Below are 16,040 nucleotides of genomic sequence, written 5' to 3'. Positions count from 1 at the left end.
CTTTATAGTTTGCAAATTAAAACCCTAGTCTTTAAAACATTAATCCTGTAGGTATAAGTTTACCGTTATTCGTTAAGTCGCCAGGAATATAGGATTATAAACAGAAGAACGAGATTTTTTTTGAAAAGATTCTCTTCAAGCCTGCACAGATATCAAAACCCTATATAATCTAAAATACTGTTTGGACGTTATTATTTAGCTCTTATTTAATAAGGCCTCTTAATGTAGTTTAAAGAAAAATAAGAATTTAAATGACTAAATGAGGGATACCGTAAAAATATATCAAATCGTACCTTTATGTTTGTACCGTTAGATTAATCAGAAGATTAATTTATATTAAGGGGAAGTTAAAGCACATACTTTTAAAGTATGTGCTTTTTTATTTTGAGAAAGATTGTTTCTTATAATAAACCACCAAATAAAACGTGACATGCTACAAAAGCAATAACAGATAGGATAATACCTATTAAAAACACATGAAAAGAATGTCTTAATAATTTGAATTTATGATTCATGGTTTTACCTAAATGAAAAGTATCTTTTGCAATGGTTTTATATAACTCATCACCTTCATTCATTAAAGAAGTGATTTCATTTACATAATCATCTTCTTCCATATTCTGAAAATTACCATAGAACATCAAATTTCTAGATTTTTCATTTCCATGAACTAATTCTGGACGCGTTGCAAAAATTGCAAAGGTTATAGAAGCTAGATTAGTAAGTAACATCATAATCACAGGATAAATAAGGTGAGGATCATTTTTAAGCTGTCCCATTACCGTACCTAGAATTAATGATAAAATCAAAGCATTAATAGAAATCAAGATGTTAGATTTTTTATCTATCATCGAGTTTAACGTGTATTGATTTTTAGAAAGTAGTCTAAATAAAGTCTCTACACCACGTTCAGATCTAGGCTCTAATTTAGCTAGTTTTTTCTTGAGCGCTTTTAACTTCTCTTTATCCACATTTAATTCGGTCATTAAATATTTCTCTTCTTCTTTTCTTATCTGTTTATCACTCATGAGATGTTGTTATCTATCTTATGTATTAAGATCCTAAAAATACCTGAATAGCTTCTTTGAAAAATGTAGTCGCCTGACTAGCAGTCTCACCTGCAGCAGGTAAAATAGCACCTTTAAATCCTTCTTTACTCCATTTTCCTCTAGATAAATCAGTATAACTTGCTGTTTCCATTTGTCCGTTGTTATTATAACCACTAATATAGAAATAATGAACTGGGCTTACCGTATCAGGTATAGCTAGACCAAAACCTATGGATATATCACTATCTGGAAACTTAGTATAAATACCAGAATCAAAATGATGTGGCCACACTCTTATACTCGTATTCAGATTAAAGTCTGCGTTTATTTGCTCTAGGCTTAATTGAATTTGTGTTCTTAAGTTTTTTAAATCTACTAATTCTTTAGGATCTTCTAACTTAAACGTGAATGAGCTATCTATTTTATAAGGTAAATCATAATGTAGGTTATAAGAATACGTTTTATTTAATGCCTTTTGAGCCGTCTCTGTAATCCATTTTAAAACATCTTCATGTGTAGACCCATCGAGATTATAAACGATAGAGCTCGATTTTGATTTCCATTCTAGTGAGAAATCTACGTAATTTAAAAACAATTGGTCTCCATGGTCTGATAAAAGATGTGTTTCTAAACTACCTCTTTCTATATCAAAACCTAGATTAGTATGACTATCATCTGCTTTTTTTTCTAAGAAACTTATTCCTGCAGCTGCTAGATATTGAGCAGCTAGATGCATTTGCTTTTTCATTATTTTATTTTTTAAATTCCAGCGTAATTAATACCTGTTAATAAGTGCATATCTCTATCAAATGTAGATAGGTCTTCTTGATTAAACTTTGTTATATCATCATATCCACACGCTCTCGCTACAACTTTAATAAGGTTATTTGTTGCGTCAAAGTAGTTTTGCAATTGCTTTGCAGAGCTGTCAATAATTAAACGACTACGCAAAGATTCTTTTTGAGTTGCAATACCTACTGGACAGTTATTACTACCACAAGCACGCATTCCTAAACAACCTATAGCTTGTAATGCCGAGTTAGATACCGCAATAGCATCTGCTCCTAACATTAATGCTTTAGAAAAGTCTTCGGCAACCCTTAATCCACCAGTAATAACTAAGGTTACATCTGTAGCACCTACTTTATCTAAATATTTACGCGCTCTAGCAAGTGCTGGAATAGTAGGTACATTGATATGATCTCTTAAAATAGTAGGAGCAGATCCTGTTCCACCTCCACGACCATCTAGTATAATGTAATCTACACCTACATCTAGAGCAAACTGAATGTCCTTCTCAATATGGCTGGCTGCGATCTTAAATCCTATTGGGATTCCACCTGTGCGTTCTCTTACCGCTTTCGCGAAAGCTTTAAAATCATCTACCCCATGGAAAGTAGGAAAAGTAGCAGGAGATATAGCCGTCTCTCCTTCTTTAAGTCCTCTTACTTCAGCTATTTCTTTACTTACTTTACTACCAGGTAAATGTCCACCTGTTCCTGTTTTTGCACCTTGACCTCCTTTAAAATGGAACGCCTGTACATTATCTAATTTATCCCAAGAGAATCCAAATTGAGCTGAAGCTAGTTCATAAAAGTATTTTGAATTGCTAGCTTGTTCTTCTGGTAACATACCTCCTTCTCCAGAGCATATTCCTGTACCAGCGAGTTGGGCTCCCTTAGACAAAGCAATTTTTGCCTCACGAGATAAGGCTCCAAAACTCATATCACTTACAAATAGAGGAATGTCAAGAACTAGAGGCTTTTTTGCATTAGGGCCTATTACTACTTCAGTTGCTACAGCATCTTCATCTAATAAAGGTCTGGTAGCTAGTTGTGCCGGTAAAAATTGGATATCATTCCATTTAGGCAGTGTGTTTCTATCCACACCCATGGAGGCAGAAAAACCATGATGCCCTATATTCTTTAATCCATTTTGAGCCAATTCTTTTATATAACCTGTATAAGGTTCTGTTTCTTCTGGGTGCGTGTCTGCATAAGCACCTAGATAACTATCTCTATTAAAAGGTTGTGGATTATTAACTAGATAAGCGTCTATTTCAAACTCATCTACCATTAAATCATCACCTTCTATCTTAGTAGAAAATTTATGTAAAACTTCTTTGTTATTATACTCTGACACACCAGAATCCACTCTATAATCCCAACCGTGTACACCACAAATAAGATTATGACCGTCTACATGACCGTCTGACATTAATGCACCTCTATGTAAACATCTACCGTATAAAACAGAGATATCATCATCAAACATGACTATTACTAGATCCAATCCATTAACTAATGCATGAACAGGTTGTTTATTTATTAATTGACTTATTTGCGCTATAACTTTTGCTTTTTTCATAAGTATCTATTGTATCGATTAAAGATTAATTTTAAAATGCAAACCCTAATACAAAGGAAATTTGCCCACCGTCTGAACTACCGTAATATCCTAAGTTTGCTGTAAATGTGTCCAGTCCACTTATCCAAAAAGATCCTCCTACACTGTTGTGCCATTTATCTGAAGTATCGTTTTCTTCCCAAACACGTCCATAATCAAACCCACCGGTAACACCATATTTGAATGGTAATACACTTGTTTTAAATTTACCAAGTTCTAATCTTACATCTGTATTATGGTAAGCGGCATATTTACCGATAAATCTTTCTTTTCTAAATCCTCTTAGACTAGCTCCTCCACCTATTTGTGCAGCATGATACAATTCAAAGTTATCTCCTAAAATAGCATCACCTCCTATTTTTGAAGCTAATACTAACGTTGCACTTCTATTAAGTCTATGGTCTATTGCAAGGTGTGGTTTTAAATAACCGAATTTATTATCAGAACCTGCACCACTATCTACATTTGCTTTATATCCTGCTGTAAGACCTACATCTAGTCCCATAGTAGGATAAGCTGCGTCATCCTTATTTTTATAAGAATAATTAACCTCAGCACCTACATATGTTTGCTCGTCAAAAAGTGTAGAATTTGCTGGCAAGATATTGATAAATCTATCTGCTACATTTTCTACTTCAAAAGTTTCTATTAATGGTTTAAAGTAGAAGGAACCACCGTCTCTACCTTTCCAAATTAAAGAAATAGCAGCACTCCACTCTCTTATACTCACACGGTTAAAATCTATCTCCACAGCATCTTTATCATATGTAGACTCGTTTCCAAAACCAAAGAAGTTCTGTGCAAAATTAGGGCTGGTATATTTTCCTTCTACTCCAAAGTTCCAATTATGAAAGATATTAGAGAACTCTCCTTTATAACCGATATCATATCCAGAATTACCTGTATAGTAAGAGGCACTTAAACTATGCTTAGTAGTAAATGGATTGCGTTGTAAACCATAGGTAGTAAAGTTATCTACAAAACCTATTTGAAGTCCATCATCTGCATTTACTCCTATCACTGGTATTATTTGATTGATACTATACTTTCTTTTTTTGTAATCGTAGTTATTGATTTCATAATCATCAACTAACCATTTTTTTGATTTCTTGTTTACAATTGTATTGTTTTTACCTGCGTAGTCATAAATTTTAACCTTCTTAGTATTGTCAAAGTTATAGGTGTCATTTTTCTTACCTCCCATGATTTTAATTTTGATCAAATCTTTTCCTTCACCAGTAACATTAAAAGTGTCTTTACCGTCTAAACCGTATAACCAGATTTCCTTAGTCTCTTCTTTATTAAAGGTTCTATTAAAAACACCTATGTCTTTTCTATGAACACTTAAGGTCGTCTCTCCATTAGGCAGTCGTACAATCTCAAAAACATCAGCTTTATTAGTTCCAGTAACTACCTGATGTCTATTCACATAACTGTAATACTCTTGTGCTATCTTAACTATATTACCACGTCTACCTTTTAATTTTCTTTTAATATCTTCTATAGTTTGCCCTTTTATTTCTTCTGGTAAGTTTTTAAAAGCCTCTTCTATAATCTCGTCTGTCATCCCATTTTGTAAAGATTTTGCTTCTCTTTCCCAATCTTGCCAGTTCGACTGATTAATAAATGTCATATCTAATGGGTAAGGTTCAAAACTAAACCATTTAGGACTAGGCAACTCTTCATCAAATGATTGCATCATACGTATACTAGGAATCGCAAAACGTAAAAAGCTTAACATACTACCATCAAAGACAGAAAAAGCTTGATCTCTATCTCTAGGTATAGGTTTACACAATTCTGTACCATCTTCATTTTTGTATAAAGCCCAACGCCATTGATCTTCATGTCTATCCCAATCACCTATAAGCATATCAAATAAACGTGCTCTGATGTAAGAAGGCTCATCTACTACTTCTTTTCCTGTCTTGTGAATTTCTTGTAATACGTCTGAAGTACTTAATATTTTATCTGGCTTACCAAAACTAGCTAGATCTACATGACCAGATTCTACTCGCTCTTCAATTAGGTATAATTCATCTCCATACTCGTCGTTATAAACGCCTAATTTTTCTTGTTTAGGAATGTAAAATAATTCTGGATTTGTATGAAAAACATCAACCGCATCTGCCAGAGTACCAATAGTCGTAGGTGTATAAGGATGTGCCGTTGTATAGAAATCATGTAAGAAACCGTCTGCATAACTGCCCTCTAGATCTTCTTCTACATATTTATCTTTAAAAGCAGTAGACTGCAAGAATTTTATAGCACTTTTACGTAGAGCACGCATTACATATTGCTTGCCATCTTTAGTTTCTAATCTTAATGATTTTGATTGATGTCCACCACCACGTCTTACTGGTGTCAAGCCTCCATATAAAGTATCTATAAATGCTACTTTAGCATCTACTGGCTTACTGTAAAACTCTCTATAGTGTTCTCCCCAAACGGCTTTATAAAACTTACTTTTTTCTGTTTCTTCTTCAGAGTATACGGTAGATGTATATGTTTTACCAAAGCTGCTTTCTTCTTTAAAGTCTGTAAACAATTCATCTTCAACTGGTCGTATAACCTCTATACTACGAGGTGATTCTACACCTTGAAAAGAGACATTAACAGCTCCACCTTTCAATAAGTCTATACGCACATATCCATTCTCTCTAGATGCATAATCATCTTCAGTTACAGGAGATGCTTTTGTCGTTTTGCCAGCTGCTCCACTAATTATTTGTGGTACACCGAATTTATTTATGTACTGTAAATTTGCATCGTGACCAGACACAAAAAAGATATTATCTGTCTGTCTAGCTAGAGTTATAATACGGTTTCTGAATTTTCTATTTTGTTTGTTTTGAAAATCATTTAATGAAGTACCTCCTACTCTAGCTAAAAAACCGTCATTAGTATTAGAAAATATAGGATGATGTGATGCCACCATTATCGTTTTTCCCTGAGCTTTTTTAATAATGCTTTCAAATTCTAAGAAAAACTGAGTCTTGTTTTTAATATCACAATCTTCATTCAAATAAATATGATCATTCCAATCTTCTAAAAACCATTGAGAATCGATCGTTATTAAAACAACATCTTCAGTAAGGTCTTTATCTTTGATAGGACAACCATCATTAGGATAAAACTTTGCTTCACTATTTTTTTGAATATATTTTTCTAAGTCTCTAACACCTCTATGTCCATAAGTTGCCCATTCATTATTTCCCGGAGCAAAGTAAACATCTCCATTAAACTCTGATACTTCTTTTAATTGAGCGTCTATAAAAGGATTTTGATTCTTTGAATAACCTTTTTCATGCACTGCATTACCCAGCAGTAACATTTTTGATTTCTTTAGTGTGCTAGCTTCTTTATTTATTTGTTTAATAATGCTAAGATCGTTTGCTGAGCTTGTATTTGCGGTAACAAAAACAGATGTCTCTACTTTTTGTCCCAACGCCGCATATCCTGCTAATAAAGCTAGACCGCATACTATGCTTTTAAGTAATTTAAGGGGTTTCATACTTTTTGAGATTTTCACATGTCAAGTGAACAGTTATTAAATTTATTATATAATTAAAAGCCTCCAGAAGCTTTTTTTAAATTGTTGATCGTTGATATTTGTTTTGAATTATAATCTATCAATTCATCTTTTCTCATATTACTCATAACATTACTAACAGTTTGCCTAGACGTATTAGTAAGGTTTGATATATCCTTATGCGATAATAGATTTTTTGCCGTGAACGTACCGTCACTGTTCTCTTCTCCAAATTCTCTTACATAGTAAAAAATAAACTCCTTAATTCTAGTAGAACTGTCTTTATATAAAAGATCGCTTAAACGCGTTTCTAATTTTTTAATACGTAGACCTTGAATCTTTATTAATCCATTCTTGAGAGATGAATGTTTTTCTATTAATTCTTCCATTTTATCAGAATCAATAAAACATATAATAGATTCTTCTAAAGCATAAGCAACTTCTTTAATAGTCTTACCTTCTTCAAACAATGATAACTCACCAAAGATATTACCACGTTTTACTATACACTTTACATTACCAGAAGAACCATCTACTATTTTAACAGTGCCTTTTTTGAGAAAAAAAACACAGTTCTTATTTAACTTGTCAAATTCTATACGAGCTCCTTTCTCTATGTTTTCCATTTCAGGAATCTCACTCAATTGCATCATCGAAGCCTTACTTAATTTACTAAATAAATTAAAACCTTCTAAAAACCAATACTTTGTAAACCTATTCAAATTTGGATATTTTATGTTAAAAAATAAAAATAAACTATTTTTTAATGAATAAGATGGAGTATATAGCACATTCTTACTTCACACGACATGTTGATTGATTTATAGTAGTAATATTTATGAAAAACGCAATTAATTTAATAAAAATAGAAAGATTTGTAAAATATAACAGTCTCTTTTAAAAAATAAAAAATAATTTCAAAAGAGACTGTTTAAATAATGTATGTATTTTAAATTAAAGCTTAGTCACCTTAAGGTAACTACTATCAGAGAGTAATCCTCCTACAGCAACTCCGCTTGTTATAACAAAGTCTATTTCTTCAGAGGCATCAGTAATTGTAACTATCGCAGACTGTGTGTTCACTCCAGTAACTATTACACCTAAACCTAGTCCTAATGATATGGTATTTGCCGATCCAGCTATAGAAGTAGGGCATACTATACCATCAACACGTACATCCCAGCCTAATAGTAAATTAGGACTTGTACTTAGCTTTGATTCTATCTCATAATTTCCTGGCGGTAAATGCAATTTATCACCTACAAAATAAGCTCCTAAAATATTATTAAATTTTAAATCTGGAAAATTAAAAACCGTACCGGTTAATCCGATAGACCCTCCAGATTTACCACAAAGCATAGTATTGTTCTCTACCATAACTTTAGACCAACTGGATAAAGAACTGTTCCAAAAGTAAAACCCAGGAGAGTTACTATCTTCTGTAGTCGTTAAATAAACTAGCATACCGTCTTGATCACTTGTGGGGTTCACCAGTGGAAAAGCATCGATACGAGGCACAAGTATACCATCTGTATTTTCTGGTGCTGCAGGATTTGCTACTCCTATATCTAGAGTTGCTTTAGGAATTTCTGTATTGATTCCTACTTGTGCATTACAAAATAAAGTTACAATGAATAAAATTGAGAATAGCGTTATAGTTTTCATAATAGTTGAATTGGTTTTATGACAAAAAAGATATTTATGGCAGGTATTTACATTAATTAGATAAAACACTTATTAATACGTCTAAATACACAATATCGGTACAATTTTAAATAAACAAGTTTTACTGAACAAGAATAAACACTAAATACCAATTATAATTAACTAGTGTTAAAATAAAAATCCGACGAGAAGTAATCGTTCGATAAATGGATACATATTCCATGTATTACAAACCGAAGTTCAAATCGTTTGCAAGAGGAATTGAAGAATAAATTAAATATGAAAAATTTACTATAATTTTAGAACAAGAGAAGTCAAGAACTAATTACATCTCTCGTAATAAGGCTTGTAATAAATGCTCTGTATCATACGGCTTTACAATAATAGAATTAACACCATGTCGGTATACTTCTTTTTCTGGGTCAACAAAATTAGTTGCTGTAAGAGCTATTATAGGCGTCTCTACGTCAAATTCTCTTATTCTACGAGTAGCCTCTATACCATTCATAACAGGCATATTTATATCCATTAGGATAAAATCAAATGATTCCTTCTCTACAATATCCACTGCCTCCTTACCATTACTAGCAGTACGATGCATCATGTCATGTTGCTCTAAGACCTTTTGAGTAACTAGCTGATTGATCTTATTATCATCTACTATTAACACCTTTTTACCTTCTAACGATTTAACATCTATAGATGGAGCTTCTTTATTAATAGCCTCTAGGCATCCCTCTTTAATGTCTAACGTAAAAGAGAACGTAGTACCTTTATTATAAATGCTATTCATTTTTAAAGAACTCCCTAATATGCTCAATATTTTATTTACTATAGGCAGTCCTAAACCAGTACCTGCCACATCTTCATCATAAGAGTCTTTTACTTGTGTAAACTCTTCAAAAATCCCTTTTTGATGATCTGGGTGTATCCCTTTACCAGAATCTTTAACTTCAAAGTACAGTTTTAAATTATTTCCTTTGTGCTCTTTTTTAATCACCGTTAAGGATATAAAACCATCTTCAGTAAATTTACTAGCATTACTCATCAAGTTCATAAGTACTTGAGAAATTTTAGTCTTATCTCCGTATAAAGCTACTGGTACTCCTGGATCTAATGACTTAGTAACTATATTATTATGTTTTTCATTTAAGAAAGTAAACGTTTGTATAATATTCTTTAATAAAATAGATAGATTAAAATGAACCTCTGTTAATCTATGTCCTTCTTTAGAAGAAAACTTATTGATATGAAGCACATCATTAACCAAAGCAAGTAAATAGTCTGCTGAAAATTTTAAAGATTTAAATTCACTTTTAAAATCTGCTAGCCTAGGATCATTTAAAAAAGTGGCAGACAGACCTACAATACCATAAAGTGGGGTACGTAATTCATGACTAATAGTAGATAAAAATCTTGTATTACTGTTAGCTAGCTCTTCTGACTTTTCCTTAGCTTCTAAATACTGTTTGTTTTTGAGAATTAAACCCTTTACTAATCTATCTCTTTTATTTTTTGCTTTTAAAAGTAAAATCGCAACTAATAATAATAATGCTGCAACTACTATGAAAAATAATAATAACATTTTACCTACAGATGCTTTTTGAATCACTAACTGATTTTCTAATTGAGACTCTCTTAAATCTTGTACCACATTATCTAGATGTAGTTCTACACGTGCTATTTGTTGTTGTTTAACTGTTTCTTTTTCATTTCTCAAATCTTTTAAAGAATCATAAACCTTATGCACTTCGTTCAACTTCTTGTAATCTTTAATAGCCTCATAACCTGCCATTAAGTGTTTGTAGTTTCCGAATTTATAATTCTCATCAATATATTTTTGATACTTAAGAGATTCTAGTGTAAGATCAATGGACTCTTGTGGTTTATTTTCTAATAAAGCTAGACCAGCTTTAATATACGTGGTCGTAGCTATGAATGTTTTACGACGACCATCCATTTCTTTTAAATAGATTTGATCTTCTATCTTACTTAGAAAATGTTTAGTAAGTTCTACGTTCTCTAGACCTACATATAACTCTGCTAGATTATGATTTATAATAAAGTTGAGCTCAACAGATTTATTACCTTTATAATTATAATCAAGTCCTTTTCTAAAGTAAGCGGCAGCTTTTACTCTATCTTCTGTAAAATAAGTATTACCCAAATTCACATACATAGTTACTATACCTAGTGTATCGTTTTTCTTTTTTGCCAGTTCAAGTGCTTGAGAAAAAAATACATCTGCTCTTTCTAGATCGTCTAATCTTACAAAAGAATTACCTAATAAATTACGTAGTTTTAATTCTGTTTCATAAGAATCTATTTCTTTTGCATTTCTTATTAATTCTGGTGTCTCTTGAAGTATTTTTTCATAAACCCCATCATTAAAATAAGTCAACATTATTTTAGTAATAGAATCTAATTCTTTCTGATTAAAGTTGGAGGTTTGTTCATGTACTTGAGCGTATGCATCCAAGTCATCAGAGTATTGAGCAGTAGAATTGCTTACTTTAAATAGAACTAAGAAAAATATTACAAAATAAAGGACTTTCGTCATTTTTTGATTTATAAATTAAATATTAACACCTACCCACCTAAGCTACTATTAATAAAATTATTAATTAATAATTAGGTAAAATAAAAATAAAAAAACTACATACAAAAAACACAATCTTCTGTTTATCAAATACTTATATTTCATATTAGTTTTACTTAAAATGACACTTTAACTATATCACTTCTTTTTTTCAGAGTTAAACAGTTTTTGTCTAAAGAAAACAAGCGTTTTTCAAACATAAAGTTCGCATGTAAAATATAACAGCCTTAAATTGATACGTACCACATTTGTCCAATTTAAAGAGTGTGTTTTATAATAATTACGCTTTCGCGAAAGCGTAAAAACAAAAATCCCTAAACAACTATCTTACTTCTATATTACTAGAAATAAGATCATCATTTAGGGGACTGCTAAGATAAGAATATTTAAAAGAATTGTCATAATCTATATTATCCAGAAAGGACTTTTTTTTAAGTTTTTGAGACATTTATTTTCCTTGTAAAAAAGCGACTGTATCAATGCATACACCTTAATGTAACAAAGTATTATTAAAAAATTAGTTACATGATATGGTTAGTTTCTCATATTAAATAAGTGATAAAAAAACGGCTGTAAAAATATTTTACAGCCGTTTAAGAATATGTGAATCTATTTTATTCTTTTACATCTTTAAGTAGTTCTATAATGGCTCGATCTAATTGTTGATCGATACCGTTATCGATCTTACCAGGCATATTTTTAACCGTGATTAAAGGCTCTGTCTGATTGTTTTCCATCCAGTTTCCATTCCTATCTTTGGCACTTATAGGGACTACACCCCAGTAAGAACCGTCTGGTAGACCTTCCCAACCTGCAAAACTACAAGTCCCAGGTGTAGGCATACCTACTGTTTTACCTATTTTAAGATCTGTATAACCGCAAGCAAAACAATGACCGTCACTATATTGGGCCTCATTAATCATAGCTAGTGTAGGCTTCACCCATCTTGAGGTAGGTTCTCCTCCTACAATCTTATCCTCAGTCTCATAGGTAATAAATGGCGTGCCGGTAAAGAACATAGCGAGGTCTGCAACGAGGTCTCCACCACCATTAAAACGAGTATCAATAATCATCGCTTTACGGTCAAAGTATTTACCCATCATTTTTTCATAAATATCACGATAAGGCCCATCTCCCATACCTGGTATATGTACATAGCCCAGTTGCCCATTACTTTTTTCAGTAACTTCTTCTTCATTTTGCTTTACCCATCTTTTATAAAGAAGTCTATTTTGAGCACCTAGACTTATAGGTTTTACGGTAATAGTCTTATTCTTTTTACTCTCAGGATCATTAATTTCTAATAAAGTAAATTTTCCTGATTTACGATTTAAGTATTGTGCGACATCCTTAGTAGCACTTACGGTCTCGCCATCTATCTTTTCAATGATCATCCCTGCTTTTATATCAAAGCCAGATTTATCTAGTGGACCACCTTTAATCACCTCTGTTATCTTTATTCCATCAGATTTATGATTATAATCCATAAATATTCCTAAGGATGCGGTAGCGTCTTTATTCTTCATGGTAATACTCGCACCACCAGCACCGGCATGAGATACATTAAGCTCTCCTAACATTTCTGACAGTAACTCTGTAAACTCATGACTATTCCCTACATATGGTAAATGTTTACCATATTCTTTTTTCATTAAATTCCAGTCGATACCGTGAAAATCTGGATGGTAAAAAATAGCATTAGTACGTATCCATACATGATCAAACATGGCCTGACGCTCTGCAACGGTATCATACTCCATCTCTCCAGATATTTTCACTCCTGTTTTTTTACTCTTTCCTAAATCTATTTTAGAAATACTACCACTACTTAAAAGAAATAGGTTTTTCTGTTCTTTATCCCATTGTAAACTACCAGAAGAAGCGTTAAGTTTTATCGCCATCTTAGTTTCCTTAGTTCTCAGGTCTGTCATCCATAGATTTAATTTACCTTCAAATCTAGTGAGGTAATACAACTTGCTACCATCTTTAGATAGTATGGCATCTCTAAGACTAGAGGAGTGAATGGTAAAACGTTTTGTTCTATCCTTCATCTCTTCCCAATCAAATTCTAGATTTTTTATTGTATCCTTTTTCTTTCCTTTATCTCCTTTTTTCTTCTTCTTATCTTTTTTCTTATCGTCATCTTCTTTCTTTGAGTCGTCAGATAGTTTCTTGATTTCTTTATGAAGTGCATATTCCTCTTTACTTAGGTTAAACTCGTCCCACGCATCTTGTGTAAAGAACATACTGTACACATCACTTTGAGAAGAACCGCTAGTAGCATAAGACTTTAAACCATCACGATTAGAAAACCATATCATTTGCTTACCACCATTTACCCACTGCGGGCTCGAGTCATAATAACCACTCTCATTAAGATTGACTCTTTTAGATCCATCTGCTGCGAGTAAAAGAATCTCACTATTATTGAGTGATAGTCCCCAGTCCATAAGCAACCATTTACTATCTGGACTCCATGTAAAGTTTTTATCTCCATCTCTCATGTGAAACAAATCTTTAGGCGTCATTAAAGTAACCTCATCACCACTTTTTACATCTTTTATTTTAAGAGTACGTCGGTCTTCTATAAAAGCAAGTTTCTTACCATCTGGCGAGTATTTTGCTAGATAATTATCTTTACCGTTTTCTAGTACAGCGGTTTCCTTTATTAAAGTAGACGCAAAGAAAAATGGTTCTTCTTTACGCGTTTTTTCTGTTTTATAGATACTCCATTTACCATTGCGCTCACTACTGTAAACTATTGACTTCCCTTCTGGTCCCCAGGTTACAAAACTTTCTGCCTCGGGCGTGTTGGTAATTCTCTTAGTAAAAGACTCGTCTACTGAGGTTACAAAAACCTCTCCTCGAGCTATAAAAGCAATTTCTTTACCATCTGGAGACACTTCCATTTCACTCACTCCACCATTAATAGAAATAAACTTATCGCTATTACTTATGGCTTGTGTAGTAATATTTACTTGAAGTTTTTTAGGTGCTTCTCCTTCTTTCATGGTATAAAGTTTACCATCTTGACTAAAACTTAATATTCCATTACCATAAGAGAGAAAACGCACAGGATGTAGATCAAATGATGTCAGCTGTTCCCTTTTAGAATTATCTGCCAGATATACTTTAAAGATGTTAAAATTACCGCTGCTCTCACTCAAATAATAAAAAGCATCTTCTTTATCATTAAAAACCGGCATTCTATCTTCTCCTTTATAGCCAGTCAGCATTTTATGCGTGTTGGTCACAACATCATAACTCCATATATCTCTAGCAATACTAGACTCTTGGTGTTTTCTCCATATATTCTCACCACCTTTTTTATCATGATATAAAATCGTTTTACCGTCTTTACTCATATTTAAAAATTCTGCCGGAATAGTAAATACTTGATCTACTCTACCACCAGTCACCGGCACTTTATAAACTTCTGGTTGAGATCCTGTAGGATACTGTCTGTGATTTACGGCATCCATGCGCACGGCACCGAATAAAACCTCTTTATCATCATGAGAAAAAGTAAACGGCTGCTCGTCTGTAGAATGATAAGTAAGTCTGGTCGCTGCACCTCCATTTGAACTCATTACATACACATCAAAATTACCATAACGGTTAGAAGCAAATGCTAATTGAGAACCGTCTTTACTCCACACCGCCTGGTAGTCATGCGCTTCATGAAAGGTTAACTGCTGCGCATCTCCACCTTGAGAGGCCACCTTGTATAAATCTCCTTTATAAGTAAAAACGATTTGAGAACCATCTGGTGATATGGTGTTGTGTCGCAGCCATCCTGCATCTTGTTGTGCGTGTACTGCTGCCATGGTAAGTAGCAATACCCATGAAAAAATGGATTTCATAAATTTAAATTATTGGTTTGGAATGATGTCATTAGTTACTCTAATAGACTCTATCTAGATTAAAAAGTTACACTTTACAATTGAATAAACTTTTAAAAGTGGGATACGTGTTCCGCTTTCGCGAAAGCGGAATTAAAATCAATGATAATTCTACTATTCTAGCCTTGTGCATCTAGATAAACCCAGTGATCTTTTTCTTTACAAAAACGAGAATTTTCTTCTATAATCTGCACGCTTCCATTTTCTATGAAAAAGGCTTTAAAATAAACAGTTCCCGTAGAATCACTCACCGTTCCCGCAGTATGATTAATGACGTCTAGTTTCACCCATTCTACGGTTTTGGTCCATCGAGCTGTTTCTTTATCCTCTCTCTTTGATGGTCTGGTGCTACTGTGATGGCTCTTGCTTAAATAATCTATATCTCCTAGAACAAAGGCGCTATACCTAGACCTCATCAACTCTCGAGCTGTTGTTGCGTTAAAAATATCCTGATGTACTTTTTTACAACAGTCTTTATAAAGTTTTTCTGGGTTACAAGGACACTTCATATTATTCGCTTTTTACTTTTAATTAAGTAACTCTTTATTCTCACTTATTCTATAGGCCTGTTCCATTCCTAGAAACTCAGGATCTCCATGCTTCTCTGACCAGAAACCGTCTAACAAATCTGTAGACAGACATTTGTAAACCACTACACCTTTAAAAACAATAGCGTCTTCTCCTTTATAATTAAAATTAATCACGAGTATTTGATCTTTAAAAAAACCGGTTCCTTCTTGAAATTGGTCACCGCTTATGCGCCATTGCGCGATGATTCTGTTATTAGAATCGATAGACAAGGTAAGTTCTCCTTCATAACTGCTTTTAAAAGCGTCTTGATTATGACCTTTTATGATATAATTTCCTGCTAGATCTCCTACAGTCAT

General features: G+C 32.9%; 10 protein-coding genes. All 10 read right to left on the bottom strand.

Annotated features, from left to right (window positions below; all coding sequences use genetic code 11):
- Positions 1-401: 401 nt before the first annotated feature.
- The gene (locus ACJJVN_RS06180; RefSeq protein WP_405369328.1) at positions 402-1,028 is read right to left on the bottom strand and encodes a Pycsar system effector family protein; all 627 of its coding nucleotides are present in this window, start codon (positions 1,026-1,028) and stop codon (positions 402-404) included.
- Between the two features lie 25 nt (positions 1,029-1,053).
- Positions 1,054-1,797: a hypothetical protein gene (locus tag ACJJVN_RS06175; protein ID WP_405377484.1), complete on the bottom strand. Its 744-nt coding sequence runs from the start codon at positions 1,795-1,797 to the stop codon at positions 1,054-1,056.
- Positions 1,798-1,808: 11 nt separating this feature from the next.
- Positions 1,809-3,416, bottom strand: a complete 1,608-nt coding sequence (locus ACJJVN_RS06170; RefSeq protein ID WP_405377483.1) for a glutamate synthase-related protein — start codon at positions 3,414-3,416, stop codon at positions 1,809-1,811.
- 31 nt (positions 3,417-3,447) lie between these two features.
- Complete coding sequence (locus ACJJVN_RS06165; protein WP_405377482.1) at positions 3,448-6,969, bottom strand: metallophosphatase; 3,522 nt, start codon at positions 6,967-6,969, stop codon at positions 3,448-3,450.
- Between the two features lie 53 nt (positions 6,970-7,022).
- On the bottom strand, positions 7,023-7,640 hold the full coding sequence (locus ACJJVN_RS06160) for a Crp/Fnr family transcriptional regulator (protein WP_405377481.1): 618 nt from the start codon (positions 7,638-7,640) through the stop codon (positions 7,023-7,025).
- A 301-nt stretch (positions 7,641-7,941) separates the two neighbouring features.
- Positions 7,942-8,652 carry a hypothetical protein gene (locus ACJJVN_RS06155; protein WP_405377480.1) on the bottom strand — a complete coding sequence of 237 codons (711 nt, stop codon included), beginning with the start codon at positions 8,650-8,652 and terminating at the stop codon, positions 7,942-7,944.
- Positions 8,653-8,977: 325 nt separating this feature from the next.
- Positions 8,978-11,212 carry a response regulator gene (locus ACJJVN_RS06150; protein WP_405377479.1) on the bottom strand — a complete coding sequence of 745 codons (2,235 nt, stop codon included), beginning with the start codon at positions 11,210-11,212 and terminating at the stop codon, positions 8,978-8,980.
- Positions 11,213-11,865: 653 nt separating this feature from the next.
- Positions 11,866-15,114 (bottom strand): S41 family peptidase, encoded by a 3,249-nt coding sequence (locus ACJJVN_RS06145; protein WP_405377478.1) that lies wholly within the window; start codon positions 15,112-15,114, stop codon positions 11,866-11,868.
- A gap of 158 nt (positions 15,115-15,272) precedes the next feature.
- Positions 15,273-15,662: a YchJ family protein gene (locus ACJJVN_RS06140; RefSeq protein WP_405369336.1), complete on the bottom strand. Its 390-nt coding sequence runs from the start codon at positions 15,660-15,662 to the stop codon at positions 15,273-15,275.
- An 18-nt stretch (positions 15,663-15,680) separates the two neighbouring features.
- Positions 15,681-16,040 (bottom strand): hypothetical protein, encoded by a 360-nt coding sequence (locus tag ACJJVN_RS06135; RefSeq protein ID WP_405377477.1) that lies wholly within the window; start codon positions 16,038-16,040, stop codon positions 15,681-15,683.

The sequence above is a fragment of the Nonlabens sp. Asnod3-A02 genome, from assembly GCF_045063755.1.
GTDB lineage: Bacteria > Bacteroidota > Bacteroidia > Flavobacteriales > Flavobacteriaceae > Nonlabens > Nonlabens xylanidelens.
Note: the sequence above shows the minus strand (reverse complement) of the source record. Positions and strands in the feature narration are given on the sequence as shown.

Bases quoted from the DNA above. Each gene is read 5' to 3' on its own strand.
- ACJJVN_RS06180 (WP_405369328.1), bottom strand. From the start codon at position 1,028: ATGAGTGATAAACAGATAAGAAAAGAAGAAGAGAAATATTTAATGACC.
- ACJJVN_RS06175 (WP_405377484.1), bottom strand. From the start codon at position 1,797: ATGAAAAAGCAAATGCATCTAGCTGCTCAATATCTAGCAGCTGCAGGA.
- ACJJVN_RS06170 (WP_405377483.1), bottom strand. From the start codon at position 3,416: ATGAAAAAAGCAAAAGTTATAGCGCAAATAAGTCAATTAATAAATAAA.
- ACJJVN_RS06165 (WP_405377482.1), bottom strand. From the start codon at position 6,969: ATGAAACCCCTTAAATTACTTAAAAGCATAGTATGCGGTCTAGCTTTA.
- ACJJVN_RS06160 (WP_405377481.1), bottom strand. From the start codon at position 7,640: ATGATGCAATTGAGTGAGATTCCTGAAATGGAAAACATAGAGAAAGGA.
- ACJJVN_RS06155 (WP_405377480.1), bottom strand. From the start codon at position 8,652: ATGAAAACTATAACGCTATTCTCAATTTTATTCATTGTAACTTTATTT.
- ACJJVN_RS06150 (WP_405377479.1), bottom strand. From the start codon at position 11,212: ATGACGAAAGTCCTTTATTTTGTAATATTTTTCTTAGTTCTATTTAAA.
- ACJJVN_RS06145 (WP_405377478.1), bottom strand. From the start codon at position 15,114: ATGAAATCCATTTTTTCATGGGTATTGCTACTTACCATGGCAGCAGTA.
- ACJJVN_RS06140 (WP_405369336.1), bottom strand. From the start codon at position 15,662: ATGAAGTGTCCTTGTAACCCAGAAAAACTTTATAAAGACTGTTGTAAA.
- ACJJVN_RS06135 (WP_405377477.1), bottom strand. From the start codon at position 16,040: ATGACTGTAGGAGATCTAGCAGGAAATTATATCATAAAAGGTCATAAT.